We start from the raw sequence: 20,170 nt of genomic DNA, 5'->3' as shown, positions 1-20,170 counted from the left end.
AATTCTGACTTATGAATTCTTTTTCGATTATTGGAGTTCCCTTCGTATCTCCACTCATCGATTAATTGATTTCAAATATTGAACACTAACAAGATTACCAAGACTATCTATATAAGACGATCTCTAAGAGCGGGACTTACGAAAACAATAACCGAAACCCTGATTTTTTATAGGGGTAATATCCTGCGGGAAGCTGTTTCTCGACGTTCGCGCAGCATGTCGCAGACAGATGCTCCGCATAGCTTACTTCGACCCAAGAGTATGCGTCTACATGAATTACCCGTACAGCGAGTAGTTTTGCGTAAGTCCTAAAGATAATAGATCATCTATTTCTAATTTGACAATAGAATGAGTTTAACGACTCTAAAAGTCTATCTACTTCCTGGCTTAGTTACTAACTCGCACTACATATTTTGTATTTGGTCTTGTAAGATTTATAGAATGCCTTGATCAATGTATTTGATTGACTATTTATTGGAGACAAATAATTCCTAATTTTCAAAAATTTACTTTTTTTAGCTGGCGCTAGCTTCTACTAGTTCGTCTTCATATAAAAAAGATCATTAGAATTGACAAATTAGCCATGCAATTCAACGATAAGCTGCTTAACTTACTTAGCTTAAATCATGTTATTAATCGTTCTCCATTAACGATCAGTCCTGATAGTTTTGTAGTCGAAGCTATTGTCTTAATGAGTCAGGAAAGATGTAGTAATTATGCACCTAGTAACTTAAATGTTTCATTAGATTTAAACCCCGCAAATCAACCGTTAACTAGTTGTATCTTGGTTATAGAGGGAGCAGATTTATTAGGTATTTTTACAGAAAAAGATGTCCTGAGATTGATAGCTTCTGAAATAGATTTATCAACGGTGACAATGGCTGAAGTAATGGTACAGCCAGTATTTACCCTGAGAAAATCAGATTCTCAGGATATTTTTATAGCCTTGTCGTTATTGAATCAGTATCGTATTTGCCATTTGCCCGTTTTAGACGATCGCGGGCAATTATTAGGAGTCATCACTGAAACTACCTTGCTACATGCCTTTGACCTGATAAAAAGGCTGGGTATCTTCGAAGGCTTACAGAAATTTTTACAAAAACCCACAGATGAATTCAGGCGGGTTAATCAGCCAATTGAGATAGAGCAAGTCCTGAAAGAAGAACTACGCCAAGCTTACGAAAAGTTAGAACAACGAGTGGCAGAAAGAACAGCAGAACTTGTGATGTCTAACGTTCTATTGCAACAAGAAATTATTGAACGTCAACGTGCAGAAGTTGCATTACGGCAAAGCGAAAACCTCTATCGCCAACTTGTAGAAAGCCAAACTGACATAATTATTCGCATTGATTTGCAAGGGCAGATTACCTTTGCCAATATGGCTGCTTGTCAAACCTTCGGCTGGAAACAAGATGAGTTTCTTGGTCAGTCATTTCTCCAGTTTTTTCACTCAGATGACTTGCCTCTAGTAGTGGAAAGTATGACAGTTTTAGAATCTTCATCCCATCTCTTGACTGATTGTGAGCGACGTTCATTGACAGTTAATGGTATGCGCTGGTTTCAATGGAATGCGATCGCAATTCATGATGACAAAGGAGAGGTTATTGAAATACAAGGGGTAGCCAGAGATATCACCGAACAGAAAGCTGCACTACACGAACGCCAACTTGCCGAAGCAGCATTGTCTGAAAGCGAGGAGAAATTTCGCACTTTTGCCGAAAACACCCACGCCACGATCTGGATTGGTAGCGCAGATTCATTCCATCCTTTGTATATTAGTCCTGCTTATGAGAAGATTTGGGGTCGATCTTCTCAGGGTTTATTTGAACAGCCAACATCTTGGCTAGACACCGTTCATCCAGACGATCGCGATCGCGCCGCCCAATCAATCGAGCAACTGCTGAGTGGTAGTCAATCTATTTCAGCAGAATATCGGATTTTGCGACCTGATGGCTCGGTGCGCTGGATTTGGAATCGGGGTTTTGCTGTCTATGATGACCAAGGAAAAGTTAACTACTATGGTGGCATTGCCGAAGATATCACCGAGCGCAAGTTGGCGGAACAAAAAATCTCTGAGCAAGCTGCTTTACTTGATATTGCCACCGACGCTATATTAGTTCGAGATTTCCAGTCTCAAATCTTATTCTGGAATCAAGGTGCAGAGCGGATGTACGGTTGGCTTTCTACAGAGGTTATGGGAAAACAAACTCACGAGATTTTGTACCCAGCAGGAACTCAGCACCAACTAGAAAAACCACTAAAAAGCGTAATTGCGAGTGGCTCATGGCAAGGTGAGTTACATAAAGTGACAAAATCCGGTGAGAAAATTGTTGTGGAAAGCCGCTGGACATTGATGCGCGATTCTGAGGGAAAACCCAAATCTATTTTGACTGTTGACACTGACATCACCGAAAAGAAACAACTCGAAGAGCAGTTTTTTCGCACCCAGCGCTTGGAAAGCCTTGGTACACTTGCAGGTGGCATTGCCCACGACTTGAACAATATATTGACACCAATTTTGGCAGCGGCTCAATTGTTACAGGGAAAATTTTTTCAAGACGAGGAGCGTTCTGGGCAATTAATGGCACTTGTAGAAGCCAACGCCAGACGGGGAGCAGCTTTAGTGAAGCAAGTCTTGTCCTTTGCGCGGGGATTTAAAGGAGAGCCGACAATTATCCAAGTCAAGTACCTGATTTCAGAAATTATCGAAATTGCTAAACATACATTTCCCAAATCTATTGAATTTTCCACGGTTATACCAGAAGATATTTGGGCGATCTCGGGAGACACCACACAACTACATCAAGTGTTGATGAATTTGGTAGTAAATGCTCGCGATGCTTTGCCTCATGGCGGCAATATCAAAATTTCTGCGGAGAATAAGTTTATTGATGAAGCTTATACCAGAATGAATCTTGATACCAAAGTTGGGCATTATGTTGTAATTACCGTTGCCGATAATGGAATTGGGATACCGCCAGAAGTATTAGATAGAATTTTTGAGCCATTTTTCACCACCAAAGAGGTCAACGTAGGTACTGGACTTGGACTTTCAACAGTGCTGGGCATCATTAGAAGCCACGATGGTTTTATCAAAGTGTCTAGTAATCTTGGTAGAGGCAGCAAATTTGACCTTTTTTTACCAGCAGTAGAAGCAACCCAAGCATTCAGGATAGAAGACGTAGATTTGCTTCCAGGAAAGGGAGAATTGATTTTAGTTGTAGATGATGAAGCCCAAATTCGGGAGATTGCCACAATCATCCTAGAAAACCATAACTATAAAATACTCACTGCTAGCAATGGCATCGAGGCGATCGCACTTTATGCTCAACACAAGCATCAAATCAATGCTGTATTAATGGATATAATGATGCCGGAAATGGATGGAATTACCGCCATTCGCACCTTGCAAAAAATGAACAAGCAGGTTCAAATTATTGCCTGTAGCGGGTTGAACTCAATGGAGGTGTTTACTAAATCTGCTGATGTTAATGTGCAAGCAGTTTTATTAAAACCCTACACCGCTAGAGAATTATTGAACAGTTTACATCACCTGTTCAGGAGTGCTGAGTAATGAGTGCTGAGTGCTGAGTGGGGAATCTCGCTTCTCTACTCAGGACTGGGAACTAACTCAACGCCCTGTTACTGCTAACGGAACTGTTTTGCCCCTTCCCCCTTTCCCCTTCCCCCTGCCCAATCCCTCACAAGATCCTCAGATTTTTTTACTAAATTTAGAGTGTGGGTAAAGTTAGCAAAATTAGGTTAATCAGGCTAATGAATATTGTTAGAAAAATTAATGATGAGTTAGCGATCGCAGGTCAAATTACACTAGATCAGCTACAAGAAATAGGTGATGAGGGCTATAGGTCTGTAGTCAACCTCCGTTTGCCCGACGAAACAGGCTTGGTGGCTAATGAACAAGAGAAGACTGAGCTTTTGGGATTGTACTACGTTAACTTCCCAACTAGACCTGAAGACATTAATCATCAAAGTACGCTTCAGATATATCAGACCATCACTGAATTACCCAAACCAATACTGATACATTGTGATAATTCAATTCGTTCAGCCGCGATCGCATTGTTGTATATCGCCCTCAAACAAGGTATGGCATTTGAAAAAGCATTGCAAAAAGTTATTAATATAGGCTTAATATAGCTGTCCACTGATAATTTAAGATCATAAACTAGTGGACATTTTTACCTAAATTAATTAAACATATCCAGAAATTAAATATATGTTATCTATAACCATTGTAGAGACGTAGCAGTGCTACGTCTCTACAATCTTTTTCACCAGATGTCTATTGTTGGTTATGGGATATTAGTTATTCCCCAGTCCCCAGTCCCTCAATATGTTTCGGATAAGCATTTTGAACTCATAATAAGGTTTTGGGAAAAGGGAAAAGGGTAAGAGTTAAAGGGTTTTTTATTCCCCTTTCCCCTTTCCCCTTTCCCCTTTAACCAAACTGTATTGCCCAATCCCTAATCCTATCGACTCGCCGCGTTTCACCCCAAAGCTAGACGCGAAGATTTTTATAGTTATTTAAAATAGCGAGGGAAATGTACCTCAGAGAACCGAAAACTAGAGAGAAAAATGAGGTCGTAACCTAACTAAATTTCTGGAATTCGTCATCATGTATGAACTAGTTCAAGCTGTCATCAACGGTGATGAAAAAACTGATGCGAATCAGTTTCTTTATGCGTTGAGTGCTTCAGGTAAGCGTTACTTTCTGAGAAATGAGATTTTGCAAGCTTTTGCTGATTACTGCGATCAATCTCAAAAGCCAGCCTATTTTTACTACTCTTCTTCTGTTGGCAAACTGATACAATATACCCACGAAATAATTCTTGAAGAGGAAAGTACTTGGTTTGTAATTCGACCGAAGATTGCTAACCAAGAAGTTTGGAAACTGACAGCCGATTTTAGCAAATTTGAGCAGATGACGCCTCAAGCGCTGTTAGACGTGAGAGATCGCCTAGTCAACCGCTACCAACCCGACATCCTCGAAATCGACCTTCACCCCTTTTATGAGAATTCCCCAAGAATCGATGACGCCAGAAATATCGGTCAAGGTTTAGCCTTCCTCAATCGTTATCTGTGCAATCAATTGTTGACTGACCCTGAATATTGGGTAGAAATGTTATTTAAAGCATTACACGGACTGCAATGTAATGGCATTCGCCTGTTGTTGAGCGATCGCATTGACTCCGGTATTCAGTTAGCCAAACAAATTAAGCCAGCGCTCAAATTGCTGAGTGAGCGATCGCCTCATGAACCTTATGAAAAATTTAGCTCTGATCTCCAAGAACTCGGTTTTGAGCCAGGTTGGGGTAACACTGCGGCGCGAGTCTCCGAAACCTTAGAACTCCTCGACCGACTCATTTACTCCCCAGAACCCGGCATTTTAGAAGCCTTTGTGGCCCGTGTCCCCGCCGTCTTTCGCGTCGTTCTCGTTTCTGTTCACGGCTGGGTGGGACAAGAAGATGTTTTAGGAAGAGATGAAACACTCGGTCAAGTTATCTATGTCCTCGAACAAGCACGCAGTTTAGAAAACGAACTAAGCGAACAAATCAAACTCGCTGGACTCGACCGACTAGGCATTAAACCCCATATTATTATTCTCACCCGACTAATTCCTAACTGTGAAGGGACATTTTGTAACCTGCACTTAGAAAAAGTTCAAGATACTGAAAATGCTTGGATATTGCGCGTTCCTTTTGGTGAATTCAATCCCGAAATTACCAACAATTGGATTTCTAAATTTGAGATTTGGCCTTATTTAGAACAATTTGCCATCGATGCAGAAAAAGAATTACTAGCTCAATTTAAAGTCAAACCTAATCTGATTGTTGGTAACTACAGCGACGGTAACTTAGTAGCCTTTCTCCTCTCTCGCCGGATGAAAGTTACGCAGTGCAACATTGCCCATTCCTTGGCAAAGCCTAAATATCTATTTAGCAATTTATACTGGCAGGATTTAGAAGAGCAATATCACTTCTCGGTACAATTCACCGCCGATTTGATTAGCATGAATGCAGCCGACTTTATCATCACATCGTCCTATCAAGAAATTGTCGGCACACCTGACACCATCGGTCAATACGAATCGTATAAATGGTTTACGATGCCGCAGTTGTATCATGTAGTTGATGGCATTGATTTGTTTAGTCCTAAATTCAACTTAGTGCCGCCGGGGGTAAATGAAAATATTTTCTTTCCCTATAGCCAAAAAGAAAACCGAGATTCTCACCTGCGTAAACAAGTTCACGACTTACTCTTTAGCCGCGAAGACTCCCAAATCTTAGGTCATTTAGCTCACCCCAATAAGCGACCAATCTTTGCCGTTGATACCGTCACTTCAATCAATAATCTCACTGGGTTAGCTGAATGTTTTGGTAAGAGTCAGGCATTGCAAGAGCATTGTAATCTGATTATCTTAACCAGTAAACTGCATCCAGATGAAGCTATCAACTCACAAGAAGTAGAAGAAATTCAAAAACTCCACGAGATTATTAATCAATATCATCTCGATGGTAAAATTCGCTGGGTGGGGATGCGTATTCCTAGCACTGAACTTGGTGAAGCCTACCGAGTAGTTGCAGATTCTCAAGGGATCTATATCCATTTTGCCCGCTTTGAATCCTTCGGACGGAGTATTTTGGAAGCAATGATTTCCGGCTTGCCAACTTTCACTACTCAGTTTGGCGGTTCTTCAGAAATTATCGATAACCAAGAAAACGGATTTCATATTAATCCTACAGACTTAGAAGGAACAGCAAAGAAAATTTTAGACTTCCTTGAGAAATGTGATACTCATGCTGAACACTGGCAAGAAGTTTCAGAATGGATGAGTCAGCGAATTCATCATAAATATAATTGGCATTTACATAGCAATCAATTACTACTGCTGAATAAAATGTTTAGTTTTTGGAACTTTGTTGCTCCAGAAAATAACGAAGCCAGAGATCGGTACATGGAAACCTTATTTCATCTTATTTATAAGCCCAGAGTTGAGAAGATTTTAGAAAAGCATAAGGGGGGGTGAGGGAGGCAGAGGAGCAGGGGGCAGGGGAAAATTAGAACTCCGTTCATCTATCTCAGAACTCCGTTCATCTATCTCAGAACTCCGTTCATCTATCTCAGAACTCCGTTCATCTATCTCAGAACTCCGTTCATCTATCTCAGAACTCCGTTCATCTATCTCAGAACTCCGTTCATCTATCTTAGAACTCCGTTCATCTACCTCAGAACTCCGTTCATCTACCTCAAAGACTCATTAACGGAGTTAAAAGACTTATTCATCTACCTTAAAATCCTCAATCCCTAATTCCCATGTCCAATGCCCAATGTCCCATGCCCCAATTTACTTACACAGATTGGATATTAATCGAAACCCAGTTTGATCCTGAGCAATTACAGTCCAAAGAAACTGTCTTTACAATCGGCAATGGATATCTGGGAACAAGAGGCAGTTTTGAAGAGGGTTATCCTCATGCATCGCCAGCTACTTTTATAAACGGTGTCTACGATGATGTGCCAGTAGTATACACTGAGCTGGTAAATTGCCCTGACTGGCTACCCTTGATAGTAATTGTGAATGGCGATCGCTTCCGTCTCGATCAAGGTGAAATATTACACTATGAGCGACAGCTTGATTTACGCCAAGGACAACTTATCCGTGCTTTACGTTGGCGCTCTCCCAGTGGGAATACTATAGATATCAGCTTTGAACGCTTTGCTAGTCTGGCAGATCCGCACGTGTTGGCGTTACGCTGCCATTTAACGCCAGTAGATTTTGAGGGGTTAATTGAAGTTCAAGCTAGTATCAATGGCTATCCCGAAAATCAAGGTTTTAATCACTGGGAAGGATTAGATCAGGGCAAAATCGACCAAGGAATCTGGTTGCAACGCCGCACCCGCAGCTCCCGAATTGAACTCGGTATGGCAGCTAAGGTGAAAATATTAGGTAGTGAAGCATCTTTGCAAGTCAATACTGCACCTGGTTATCCCACCTTAAGCACATCTTTCGTTGCGAAAGCACAGCAGACTGTAACGGTGGAAAAAATCGTGACAGTTTTTACCTCACGGGAGATAGAAACACCAGTCAAAGCCGCTCAAGAAAAACTCGCGCACCTGTCAGATTACACAACATTACTAAAAGCCAATGAGCAAGCATGGAATGAGGTTTGGCAGCAAAGTGACATCCTGATTGAGGGAGATAGCACAGCTACTTTTGCAGTTCGCTACAATCTGTTTCAATTGCTGATTGCTGCTCCCTGGAATGATGATAGAGTGAGCATTCCCGCTAAAACCCTTTCTGGGTTTGGCTATCGTGGTCATATCTTTTGGGATACAGAAATTTTTATGCATCCCTTGTTTCTGTTTACCCAGCCAGCGATCGCCCGGAACTTACTCAGTTACCGTTGGCACACCTTAGCCGGAGCTAGACGCAAAGCAATTCATTACGGCTATAAAGGGGCAATGTTTGCCTGGGAAAGTGCTGAAACTGGGGATGAAGTTACACCCCGTTGGGCTATCGGCAGTGATTTTTACGGTGAAGATGTGCGAATTTGGTGCCGCGATCGCGAAATTCATATTAATGCAGATATCCCCTACGCGATTTGGAATTACTGGCAAGCTACTGCTGATGATGAGTGGATGCAAAAGTACGGTGCAGAGGTAATCTTGGATGCCGCAATCTTTTGGAGTAGCCGGGTAGAATTCAATCCTGAGCGTGAAAAGTATGAAATTCGGGGAGTGATTGGAGCGGATGAATATCATGAATTAGTCCACAATAACGCCTTTACAAACCGTATGGCGCAATGGCATCTAGAGAAAGCGATCGCAGTCTATGATTGGTTAGTTCACAAATTCCCCGAACGAGCGACTGAACTAGAGGCGAAACTGCAACTCACCTCCCAAGAGACATCGCACTGGCAAGACATCATCGCTAAAATTTTGTTTCTCTATGACCCATCAACAGAACTAATTGAGCAATTCGAGGGATTTTTTCAATCCGAAGATATCAACTTAGCAGATTATGAACCACGCGATCGCTCCATGCAGGCTATTTTAGGTGTCGATCAAATCAATAAATATCAAGTAATCAAACAGCCAGATATATTAATGCTCCTATATTTAATGCGGGAATCAGCAGATTTTCCCTATAACGAAAAAGCATTGCAGACAAACTGGGAATACTACGCACCCCGCACTGATATTACCTATGGTTCCTCTCTTGGCCCATCAGTTCAGGCGATCTTAGCTTCCGACTTGGGCAAATCAACCGAAGCTTACGAACAGTTTATGCGAGCATTAATGGTTGATCTTGAAGACAACCGAGGTAACACCAGAGATGGAATTCACGGCGCTAGTGCTGGTGGTATTTGGCAAGCTGTAATTTTTGGATTCGGCGGCATCCAACTCACCGAAAATGGCCCCGTAGCCAATCCTCACCTCCCCCCAGGCTGGACGCGCCTGAAGTTTAAACTGCACTGGCAAGGGAAATGGCACGAGTTTGATTTGAAGGGATTGGGGACTGGGGGACAAGGGGAAGCAGGAGGCAGGGAGCAGGGGGTAGGGAGCAGGGGGCAGGGAGAAGAGGAAATTGGGAAAAAAGGAGAAAGAGGAGATTTTTCTTCATCCCCCTTGCACCCTGCACCCCGCTCCCTTGCCTTTTCATCCCCCCCAATACCCAATATTCAAGGATTCATCTTCGATTTAGATGGTGTGCTAACAGATACAGCAGAAATTCACTACTTAGCTTGGAAAAAGCTAGCAGATGAAGAGGGTATACCGTTTAATCGGGAAGCTAACGAAGCCCTGCGGGGTGTATCCCGTCGCGCTTCCCTGATGCTGATTATTGGCGATAGACCGTATTCGGAAGCCCAAATCCAGGAGATGATGGAGCGTAAAAATCGCTATTATGTAGAATTAATCCAAAATATGACACCCAAGGATTTGCTACCAGGTGCGATCGCTCTTTTGGATGAACTGCGGCAAGCTGGGATTAAAATTGGTATTGGTTCAGCCAGCAAAAATGCCCGGACAGTGCTAGAACGATTAGGCATTGTGGACAAAGTAGATGCGATCGCTGACGGTTATAGTGTACAGGAACCAAAGCCAGCACCAGACTTATTTCTGTACGCAGCCAAGCAACTAGGAATTAAACCAGAGCAATCTGTCGTTGTAGAAGATGCCGCAGCCGGTATTGATGCAGCCCTAGCTGCTGGTATATGGGCTGTAGGACTTGGCCCCGTTGAACGAGTTGGAGCCGCTCATGTTGTTTTACCCAGCCTCGCAGGCATTAAATGGGCAGAACTTCGAGATCAATTGGGAAGTCCCTAAATCGCCGTCTGTAGAAGAATGTTCATCTATCTTTCAGACAGCGATCGCTCTTTAACCCAATTTAGGGAACTCCAAGAAATAAATTATCCAATATTGTGGGGTGGGCAACATGAGCGCCATATAGCCTGGGCTATCGTGTCGCCCACCCCACAAGACTTAATTGAATATTTTTTTATTTGGAAGTCCCTTGTTGCCTGATATTTCCTCTACGCTAATGCTGCTACCTTCTCTAGTAAGCCTTGAAACAACCTCAAACCATCACTACCCCCTAGCATTGCGTCTGATGCCCTTTCTGGATGCGGCATCATCCCCAACACATTGCCCCGACGATCGCAAATCCCAGCGATGTTGTTCAGTGAACCGTTGGGATTTTCGCCTTCATAGCGAAACAAGACTTGCCCGTTATCTTCAATTTCTGCGAGAGTGGCTGCATCAGCGTAGAATCGCCCCTCTCCGTGGGCTATGGGCAAAGTGATCACTTCACCACTGCTATAAGCTTGTGTCCATGAGAGATTAGTCCGCTCAACTTTCAAAGGGACGCGATCGCAAATAAAATGCAAATCCCGATTTCTGGTTAACACCCCCGGCAAAAGTCCGACTTCAGTTAATACCTGAAAACCATTACAAATACCGAGGACAAACTTACCTTTTTGGGCGTGTTCCACAACCTGCTGCATCACGGGTGAAAAACGCGCGATCGCACCGCAGCGTAAATAATCACCGTAACTAAAGCCACCAGGGATAATCACGACATCCAAATCAGTAATGTCTGTTTCTTGATGCCAAACCATGCGAGTCGGTTGTGAGAGCAAATCTCTAGTTACATAAGCAACATCGCGATCGCAATTAGAACCGGGAAAAACAACAACACCGAATTTAGTCATTAGTCATTAGTCATTAGTCATTGGTCATTAGTCATTAATCATTGGGAGTGGGGATGAGGGAGAAGCAATGCTCAATCCCCACTCCCCAATTGCCAGTCCCTAAAATACCCCAGTTTGTGTTTCGACCTCAATTAATTCAAAGCGGTAATTTTCAATTACAGGATTTGATAGCATTTGGTCGCAAATGTTATCGAGGTCTTGACGCGCTTTCTTTTCATCAGTAGAGGTGATGGTGAGTTCAATGTACTTGCCAATCCGCACCTGGTCAACGTTCTCGTATCCCAGTTGCTTAAGACCAGATTGTACAGCGACACCAGCGGGGTCTAAAACTGAAGGACGAAGGGTCACGAAAATTTTGGCTAGATACTTGGTTTGCACGGGCTTTTTCTGAATGCTGCGATCGCTATACTATAACTTTATGCTCTAACTGAGTGAAAATAAGATTACGAAGCGGTTAAAGTTAATCGATCGATTAGCCCATCTAACAGCTTCAACTACAGTGGCATATTTAAATAATTGTCTATGAGAGCCATACGCACCCGCAGTCAAGAGCGTATTTTCAACCTACTGAAAACCATTAAAAAAGGCATTTCCGCTCAGGACATTTACGTAGAACTACGTAACACTAATCAGAGCATGGGTTTAGCAACAGTTTACCGTTCCCTAGATGCCTTGAAACTTGAAGGCATGGTACAAGTGCGGAATTTGGCTAACGGTGAAGCCCTCTATAGCCTAGCGCAGCAAGACAAACACCACCTTACTTGCTTGCAATGTGGTATCTCAATTCCGATTCATCAATGCCCCGTTCATGACTTAGAAAACCAGTTAGAAACCAGCCATAAGTTTAAAGTTTTTTACCACACCCTAGAGTTTTTTGGGTTGTGCAGTCAATGCCAAGTAAACCAAGCTACTGAGATTGGTCAGTAGTCACCCAATCTTATGTTTTCTGCACGCGGACTGGTTAAGCCTAACTAGAGGAGTAATGAAGTGTTGAGAATTAGCGTTGAACAAGCAGCTAGCTGTTGTGATTATAGTTTGCACATTGAGGCGGCAGGGGAGCAGTTCTTGCTGGGAGCAAGGGAGAAGATTTACAGGTTTTGCCTAATCATGCTTGTGATGCAATTTGCAGGCGCAACAGCTTATAAATTTTAAATCTCTCTTAGAACGAGTAGCTAGGGGAGAAGAAGTAATTTTGCTAGAGCAAGATAAGGCTGTAGCTCGTTTAGTTCCTCCGCTACAAAAGAAAGAACGATTAGCAAGTATAAAACAATTTCGTGATTCTCTTACGATTAAGGGTGAATCATTGAGTGCAACTGTCATAAATGCACGTACAGAGGAACGTCATTGATTTATTTAGATACAAGCGTTATCGCTCCTTTGTATTGGAGAGAAGCTTTAAGCGATGCAGTTGAACAATTACTACTCAATGAAACTGAAGTAGGTTTGAGTCAGTTGGTTGAGGTTGAAAGGGCTGAGTACTCTCTAACCATTTGCCAATCCTTGGAGTTGCCGGATAAGCTGTTGTGATTATAGTTTGCACATTGAGGTGGCACGGGAGCAGTTCTTGCTGGGATCAAGGGAAAAGATTTACAGGTTTTGCCTAATCATGCTTGTGATGCAATTTGTAGGCGCAACAGCTTATTTCTGACTTTAGCAAAACTTCAGTTATCAGTTAAAATTTGTTGATTTGCTACTTTCCTCAAATTCCAAAAATCATAAAACGTAATGTTAATTGTCATCTTGTGTTTTCCTGTGCGATGCTGTATTCGCCCAGGTAGGCATCGCCCACAGTTGATGCTGCATAACAGAGTCCAACTAGCTATTATTAGCTAAGGGACTTCCAAATAAAAAAATCTTCAATTAACTCTTGTGGGGTGGGCGTCTCGCCCGCCATACAGACTGGGCGCTCATGTTGCCCACCCCACAATATTGGATAATTTATTTTTTGGAGTTCCCTAAGTGGTATATCAGATACGACGGCAATACCATTTAGTTTGCAGTCTTTATCAACTGCTTACACTCGCACCCATAAAAATTAGTTTGATTTACTTTTTATTTTCTACTCTCTATTTTGATAACCATTACCTAACAGTTCTCTAACTAGGTACGGGATACAAAAAATACAAAAGATTGTTCAAGATTCAAGATTAAGGATAAGGCTATGGCAACCGAACAGTTAACTAGAGACAGCGACAATTTAGATTTAAATCAGCTACTAAGAACGCTGAATGCTGTTAAAAACGGTGACTTTTCGACTCGGATGCCCATAGACCATACTGGTGTGGCGGGGAAAATTGCTGATACGCTCAATGATATTATCGATCAAAATGAACGGATGGCGGCGGAACTACAACGGATTGGTAACGTTGTCGGCAAAGAAGGCAAAATTGCCGATCGCGCCTCTCTCGGAGATGTTCGGGGTTCTTGGTCAGATTGTGTGACTTCTGTCAATACTCTAATTACAGATTTAGTTCAACCAACAGCTGAAACTACCCGTGTAATTCGGTCGGTAGCTAATGGTGATTTATCCCAAACGATCGCTACAGAAATCGATGGCAGACCCCTGCAAGGTGAGTTTCTCCAAACTGCTAATATTGTCAACACAATGGTAGAACGGCTTGGTTCCTTTGCCAGTGAAGTTACCAGGGTTGCCCGTGAGGTGGGAACTGAAGGGAAGTTGGGCGTTCAAGCCGAAGTGCAAGGTGTGGCAGGCACTTGGAAAGATTTGACTGATAACGTTAACTTAATGGCGGGTAATCTCACCGGACAAGTTCGCAACATTGCCGAAGTTGCCACCGCGATCGCCAATGGCGACTTATCCAAAAAAATCACTGTCAATGTTAAAGGCGAAATTCTCGAACTAAAAAACACCGTCAACACGATGGTGGATCAGCTTAATTCTTTTGCGAGTGAAGTAACGCGAGTTGCCCGTGAAGTTGGAACTGAAGGAAAGTTGGGCGTACAAGCAGAAGTTAAAGGAGTGGCAGGTACTTGGAAGGATTTAACTGACAACGTTAATTTAATGGCAGGAAATTTAACTGCTCAAGTCCGTAACATTGCGGAAGTTACAACGGCGGTAGCTAATGGCGACCTGTCTAAGAAAATCACTGTAGATGTCAAAGGCGAAATTTTAGAGTTGAAAAACACCGTTAACATCATGGTGGATCAGCTTAATTCTTTTGCATCAGAAGTAACAAGAGTTGCGCGTGAGGTGGGTGCAGAAGGAAAATTAGGCGGTCAAGCAGAAGTTCGCGGCGTAGCGGGTACGTGGAAAGACCTTACCGATAGTGTGAATTTCATGGCGGGAAGCTTGACGGCACAGGTGCGGAATATTGCCGAAGTTACTACCGCTGTGGCAAATGGCGACTTATCTAAGAAAATCACTGTGGATGTCAAAGGCGAAATTCTGGAGTTGAAAAACACCATTAATACAATGGTGGATCAACTTAATTCCTTTGCAAGTGAAGTGACGCGGGTAGCGCGGGAAGTGGGAACTGAAGGTAAGTTGGGTGTGCAAGCGCAAGTGCAGGGAGTAGCAGGTACTTGGAAAGATTTAACTGATAACGTTAACTTAATGGCGGGTAATCTCACCGGACAGGTGCGAAATATTGCCGAGGTTGCCACTGCGATCGCCAATGGTGATCTATCTAAGAAAATCACCGTCGATGTCAGAGGTGAAATTCTCGAACTCAAGAATACTATCAATATCATGGTGGATCAACTCAGTTCCTTTGCATCGGAAGTCACAAGAGTTGCGCGTGAGGTGGGAAGTGAAGGAAAACTGGGAGTCCAAGCCGATGTGCGCGGCGTCGCGGGAACTTGGAAAGATTTAACTGACAGCGTGAACTTCATGGCGGGAAGTTTAACGGCACAGGTGCGGAATATTGCGGAAGTAACTACGGCGGTTGCAACAGGCGACTTATCCAAAAAAATCACTGTCGATGTCAAAGGTGAAATTCTGGAGTTGAAAAATACCATTAACACAATGGTGGATCAACTCAATTCTTTTGCATCAGAAGTTACCAGAGTTGCCCGTGAGGTGGGAAGCGAAGGTAAATTGGGTGTGCAAGCAGAAGTGCGCGGCGTGGCTGGTACGTGGAAAGACCTTACCGACAGCGTGAACTTCATGGCGGGAAGCTTGACGGCGCAGGTGCGGAACATTGCCGAAGTGACTACGGCGGTTGCAACAGGCGATTTATCCAAGAAAATCACCGTCGATGTGAAAGGTGAGATTCTGGAGTTGAAAAATACCATTAATACAATGGTGGATCAACTTAGTTCCTTTGCAAGTGAAGTTACAAGAGTTGCTCGTGAAGTGGGAACTGAAGGTAAATTGGGTGTACAAGCGGAAGTGAAAGACGTTGCTGGGACTTGGAAAGATTTAACCGACAGCGTAAATTTCATGGCGGGAAGCTTGACGGCACAGGTGCGGAACATTGCTGAAGTGACAACTGCGATCGCCAATGGTGATTTATCCAAAAAAATCACTGTTGCTGTCAAAGGCGAAATTCTGGAACTCAAAAATACCATCAATATCATGGTGGATCAACTTAATTCCTTTGCAAGTGAAGTTACAAGAGTTGCCCGTGAGGTGGGAAGTGAGGGGAAACTCGGCGTCCAAGCAGATGTGCGCGGTGTAGCTGGAACTTGGAAAGATTTAACTGACAGCGTAAACTTCATGGCGGGAAGCTTAACGGCACAGGTGCGAAACATTGCCGCCGTCACCACCGCCGTAGCTAATGGCGACTTATCTAAGAAAATCTCCGTTGATGTTAAAGGTGAAATTTTAGAGTTGAAAAACACCGTCAACACGATGGTAGATCAACTCAATTCCTTTGCATCGGAAGTTACCAGGGTTGCCCGTGAGGTGGGAACTGAAGGTAAACTGGGCGTACAAGCCGAAGTTAAAGGTGTAGCCGGCACTTGGAAAGATTTAACCGACAGCGTAAACTTCATGGCGGGAAGTTTGACGGCGCAAGTGCGGAACATTGCCGAAGTTACGACGGCGGTAGCTAACGGCGACTTATCTAAAAAAATCACCGTCGATGTGAAAGGTGAAATTCAGGAGCTTAAAAACACCATTAATACAATGGTGGATCAGTTAAATTCCTTTGCATCGGAAGTTACCAGGGTTGCCCGTGAGGTAGGAACGGAAGGTAAATTGGGCGTGCAAGCTTACGTCAGAGGCGTAGCTGGCACTTGGAAAGATTTAACAGACAACGTGAACTCGATGGCGGGGAACCTCACCGGACAAGTCCGCAACATCGCGGAAGTTACGAAAGCGGTGGCAAATGGCGACCTTTCTAAGAAAATTACCGTCGATGCCAAAGGTGAAATTTTAGACTTGAAAAACACCACCAACACGATGGTAGATCAACTCAGTTCCTTTGCCAGTGAAGTAACGCGGGTGGCGCGGGAAGTGGGAACGGAAGGGAAGTTGGGCGGACAAGCACAAGTCCAAGGTGTTGCGGGTACTTGGAAAGATTTAACTGATAACGTGAACTCGATGGCGGGTAACTTAACGGCACAAGTGCGCGGTATTGCCAGAGTTGTCACCGCAGTTGCTAACGGCGACTTGAAACGAAAACTAATGTTAGATGCTAAGGGAGAAATTGAAACCTTGGCAGAGACAATCAACGAGATGATTGATACTCTAGCGACATTTGCCAATCAGGTAACTACAGTAGCGCGGGAAGTGGGAATTGAAGGGAAGTTAGGCGGACAAGCGAGAGTCCCTGGGGCGGCTGGAACTTGGAAAGATTTGACGGATAATGTAAATGAACTCGCTGCTACATTGACAACTCAGTTGCGAGCGATCGCCGAAGTTGCTACAGCTGTAACTAAAGGTGATTTAACTCGTTCAATTGCCGTCGAAGCATTAGGGGAAGTAGCAATCCTCAAAGACAACATCAACCAGATGATTGCCAACCTGCGGGAGACAACGCAGAAAAACACCGAACAAGATTGGTTGAAAACTAACTTAGCCAAGTTTACCCGAATGCTCCAAGGGCAGCGAGACTTAGAAACCGTATCTAAACTCATTCTCTCAGAATTAGCACCCTTGGTAGGAGCGCAACACGGCGTATTCTTCCTGATGGAGTCTGCGGAAAATACACCATATTTAAAACTAATTAGTAGCTACGCTTACCGCGAACGCAGACATCTAGCTAACCGCTTCCAATTGGGTGAAGGTTTGGTGGGACAATGCGCCTTAGAAAAAGAGCGAATTTTGCTGACAGATGTGCCAAGTGATTATGTCAGAATTACCTCTGGTTTAGGAGAAGCCACGCCCCTGAATGCCGTGGTGTTACCTGTACTCTTTGAAGGACAAGTAACAGCAGTGATTGAATTGGCATCCTTCCGCCGCTTTAGCGAAATTCATCTGACATTCTTTGACCAGCTTACCGAAAGTATTGCGATCGTCCTCAACACGATCGCAGCATCAATGCGAACTGAAGAATTACTCAAACAATCGCAATCTTTAGCTGAAGAACTCCAAACCCAGCAAAGCGAACTCCGCGAAACCAACAAGCGTTTAGAACAACAAGCCCAATCACTCAAAACCTCTGAAGATTTACTCAAAGGACAGCAAGAAGAACTGCAACAAACCAACGCCGAGTTAGAAGAAAAGGCAGAGTTGTTGGCGATGCAGAAAAAAGAAGTCGAGCGCAAAAATCGGGAAATTGAACAAGCAAGACTTTCTTTAGAAGATAAAGCTGAACAACTCGCCCTTTCCTCAAAATACAAATCAGAATTTCTTGCCAACATGTCCCATGAACTGCGGACACCGCTAAATAGCTTGTTGATTTTGGCAAAATTGTTAACAGATAATATCGATCGCAATCTCACCGCCAAGCAAGTCGAATACAGCCAGACAATTTACTCAGCCGGTACTGATTTGTTGACGTTAATCAATGACATTCTGGATCTCGCTAAAATTGAATCTGGAACGATGTCCATTGACATGATCCCAATGCCATTGGCAGAGTTGGGTGATGTGATTGAGCGCACCTTCCGGCAAATTGCTCAGAGCAAAGGACTTGCCTTTACAATTGAATTCACTCCCGAATTGCCAAACACCATCTATTCAGATGTCAAACGCTTACAACAGGTATTGAAAAATCTTCTCTCCAACGCTTTTAAATTTACAGAGCAAGGGGAGGTACGCTTACGGATTGCGGTAGCAAAGCTAGGGTGGAGTAACGATCACGAAACTTTAAATTGTGCCCAGCTTGTAATTGCCTTCTCAGTTAGCGATACAGGCATTGGCATTGCCCCCGAAAAACAAAAAGTGATTTTTGAAGCATTCCAACAAGCTGATGGCTCCACCAGTCGCAGATACGGCGGCACCGGATTGGGCTTATCAATTAGCCGCGAAATCGCCCGTCTCTTCGGCGGCGAAATTAAACTCATCAGTCAACCCGGTGAAGGTAGCACCTTTACATTCTACTTACCACAATTTAGTACTGTTAGCGATAGCGGGGCGTTTAGCCCGTTCCGAGTGCTGAATGCTGAGTCTAGATCGACACTCCCTACTCCCTACTCCCTACTCCCTACTCCCCACTCCCCACTCCTCACTCCCCACTCAGCACTCATCACTGACGATCGCACCACCATTGAAAGAGGCGATCGCGTGTTATTAATTGTCGAAGATGACGTTAATTTTGCGCGTATCCTTCTAGATATGGCGCAACAGCAAGGATTCAAGGTAATAGCTGCCCAAACAGGTAGTACAGGTTTGATGTTAGCGCAGCAATTTCTACCTTCAGCCATTTTGCTAGATATCAGGTTGCCAGAAATGGATGGTTGGACGGTATTGGATCGTCTAAAACATGACCCAAATACCCGTCACATTCCCGTACATATCATGAGCGTTGAAGAAGGTAAACAGCGCGGGTTACAACTAGGTGCGATCGCATATCTACAAAAACCCTTAACCAGCGAGACAATATCTGAGGCGTTGACCAAAATTAAAGGTTTTGTTGAACGCCAGGTGAAAAATTTATTAGTAGTCGAAGACGATGACACTCAACGGCTGAGTATTGTTGAGTTAATTGGCAACAGCGATGTTTCAACCACAGCAGTGGCTAATGGTACAGCAGCCCTAGAAGCAATTCGCACCCAGCATTTTGATTGCCTCGTCCTCGATTTAGGGCTACCCGATATGACCGGCTTTGAATTGATTGAGCAGATAAAGCTTTTACCTCACGGTAAAACTTTACCAATTATTGTCTACACAGGTAGAGAAATTAGCAAAGCTCAAGAAACAGAACTCAGACGGATTGCCGAGACAATCATTATTAAAGATGTGCGATCGCCCGAACGTTTGTTTGATGAAACAGCATTATTTTTACACCGAGTCCAAGCAAATTTACCTGAACCGAAGCGCCAAATACTTGAACAACTGCATTCACAAGACTACTTACTCACTGGCAAAAAAGCGCTAATTATAGACGACGATATGCGGAATATCTTCGCTCTTACCAGTATGCTGGAGCGTTATCAAATCCAGGTTTTATATGCTGAAAATGGCAGAGAGGGAATTGCCACGTTACAAAATACACCAGATATTGATGTAGTGTTGATGGATGTGATGATGCCAGAAATGGATGGTTATGAAACAACACGCATAATCCGCCAAAACGAGCAATTTAAATCTTTGCCGATTATTGCACTGACCGCTAAAGCCATGCAAGGCGATCGCGAGAAGTGTATTGAAGCCGGTGCATCAGACTATATTACTAAACCCGTAGATACCGAACAATTGCTGTCGCTGTTGCGTGTTTGGCTATATCGTTGATACTACTGTAAAACCTTTAGTGCATTTTTGAATTAACAACCAACGGTCAGAATAAAGACGCGATAAATCGCCGTCTCTACAATAATCAATCTTTTGTAGAGACGGCGATTCATCGCGTCTCTTGTCTTAACCGAAC

11 protein-coding genes are annotated in these 20,170 nt (G+C 43.5%); 9 read left to right on the top strand and 2 right to left on the bottom strand.

Going from position 1 to position 20,170, the window contains the following annotated elements; translation table 11 throughout:
• Nucleotides 1-583: 583 nt before the first annotated feature.
• The 4 genes from FD723_RS06285 (at nt 584) to pgmB (ending at nt 10,350) form a co-directional block, all read left to right on the top strand.
• Entirely contained in the window at nt 584-3,574 is a 2,991-nt protein-coding gene (locus tag FD723_RS06285) for a PAS domain S-box protein (RefSeq protein WP_179064551.1), read from the top strand.
• Between the two features lie 200 nt (nt 3,575-3,774).
• Nucleotides 3,775-4,158, top strand: a complete 384-nt coding sequence (locus FD723_RS06280; protein ID WP_179064550.1) for a beta-lactamase hydrolase domain-containing protein — start codon at nt 3,775-3,777, stop codon at nt 4,156-4,158.
• A 478-nt stretch (nt 4,159-4,636) separates the two neighbouring features.
• Nucleotides 4,637-7,048: a sucrose synthase gene (locus tag FD723_RS06275; protein WP_179064549.1), complete on the top strand. Its 2,412-nt coding sequence runs from the start codon at nt 4,637-4,639 to the stop codon at nt 7,046-7,048.
• 308 nt (nt 7,049-7,356) lie between these two features.
• Nucleotides 7,357-10,350 carry a beta-phosphoglucomutase gene (pgmB, locus tag FD723_RS06270; protein WP_256875091.1) on the top strand — a complete coding sequence of 998 codons (2,994 nt, stop codon included), beginning with the start codon at nt 7,357-7,359 and terminating at the stop codon, nt 10,348-10,350.
• A gap of 206 nt (nt 10,351-10,556) precedes the next feature.
• Here pgmB and purQ read toward each other — a convergent pair whose 3' ends face one another.
• Complete coding sequence (gene purQ / locus FD723_RS06265) at nt 10,557-11,234, bottom strand: phosphoribosylformylglycinamidine synthase subunit PurQ (protein ID WP_179064547.1); 678 nt, start codon at nt 11,232-11,234, stop codon at nt 10,557-10,559.
• A gap of 99 nt (nt 11,235-11,333) precedes the next feature.
• Nucleotides 11,334-11,612 (bottom strand): phosphoribosylformylglycinamidine synthase subunit PurS, encoded by a 279-nt coding sequence (purS, locus tag FD723_RS06260; RefSeq protein ID WP_179064546.1) that lies wholly within the window; start codon nt 11,610-11,612, stop codon nt 11,334-11,336.
• A 144-nt stretch (nt 11,613-11,756) separates the two neighbouring features.
• On the opposite strand from purS, the gene FD723_RS06255 reads away from it, so the two are divergent.
• The 5 genes from FD723_RS06255 (at nt 11,757) to FD723_RS06240 (ending at nt 20,034) form a co-directional block, all read left to right on the top strand.
• A complete protein-coding gene (locus FD723_RS06255) occupies nt 11,757-12,161 on the top strand; it encodes a Fur family transcriptional regulator (RefSeq protein ID WP_179064545.1) in 405 nt (134 codons plus the stop codon).
• A gap of 60 nt (nt 12,162-12,221) precedes the next feature.
• Nucleotides 12,222-12,386, top strand: coding sequence for a hypothetical protein (locus FD723_RS42095; RefSeq protein ID WP_218651801.1), 165 nt, complete (start codon nt 12,222-12,224; stop codon nt 12,384-12,386).
• 40 nt (nt 12,387-12,426) lie between these two features.
• Entirely contained in the window at nt 12,427-12,582 is a 156-nt protein-coding gene (locus tag FD723_RS06250; RefSeq protein WP_218651800.1) for a hypothetical protein, read from the top strand.
• Nucleotides 12,579-12,761 carry a hypothetical protein gene (locus tag FD723_RS06245; protein WP_179064543.1) on the top strand — a complete coding sequence of 61 codons (183 nt, stop codon included), beginning with the start codon at nt 12,579-12,581 and terminating at the stop codon, nt 12,759-12,761. The genes FD723_RS06250 and FD723_RS06245 overlap by 4 nt, the downstream gene beginning before the upstream one ends.
• Nucleotides 12,762-13,395: 634 nt before the next feature.
• Entirely contained in the window at nt 13,396-20,034 is a 6,639-nt protein-coding gene (locus tag FD723_RS06240; protein ID WP_179064542.1) for a HAMP domain-containing protein, read from the top strand.
• Nucleotides 20,035-20,170: the final 136 nt, after the last annotated feature.

This window comes from Nostoc sp. C052 (genome assembly GCF_013393905.1).
Classification (GTDB): Bacteria; Cyanobacteriota; Cyanobacteriia; order Cyanobacteriales; family Nostocaceae; genus Nostoc.
The sequence above is the reverse complement of the archived record's forward strand: the minus strand, read 5'-3'. Positions and strand labels throughout refer to the sequence as shown.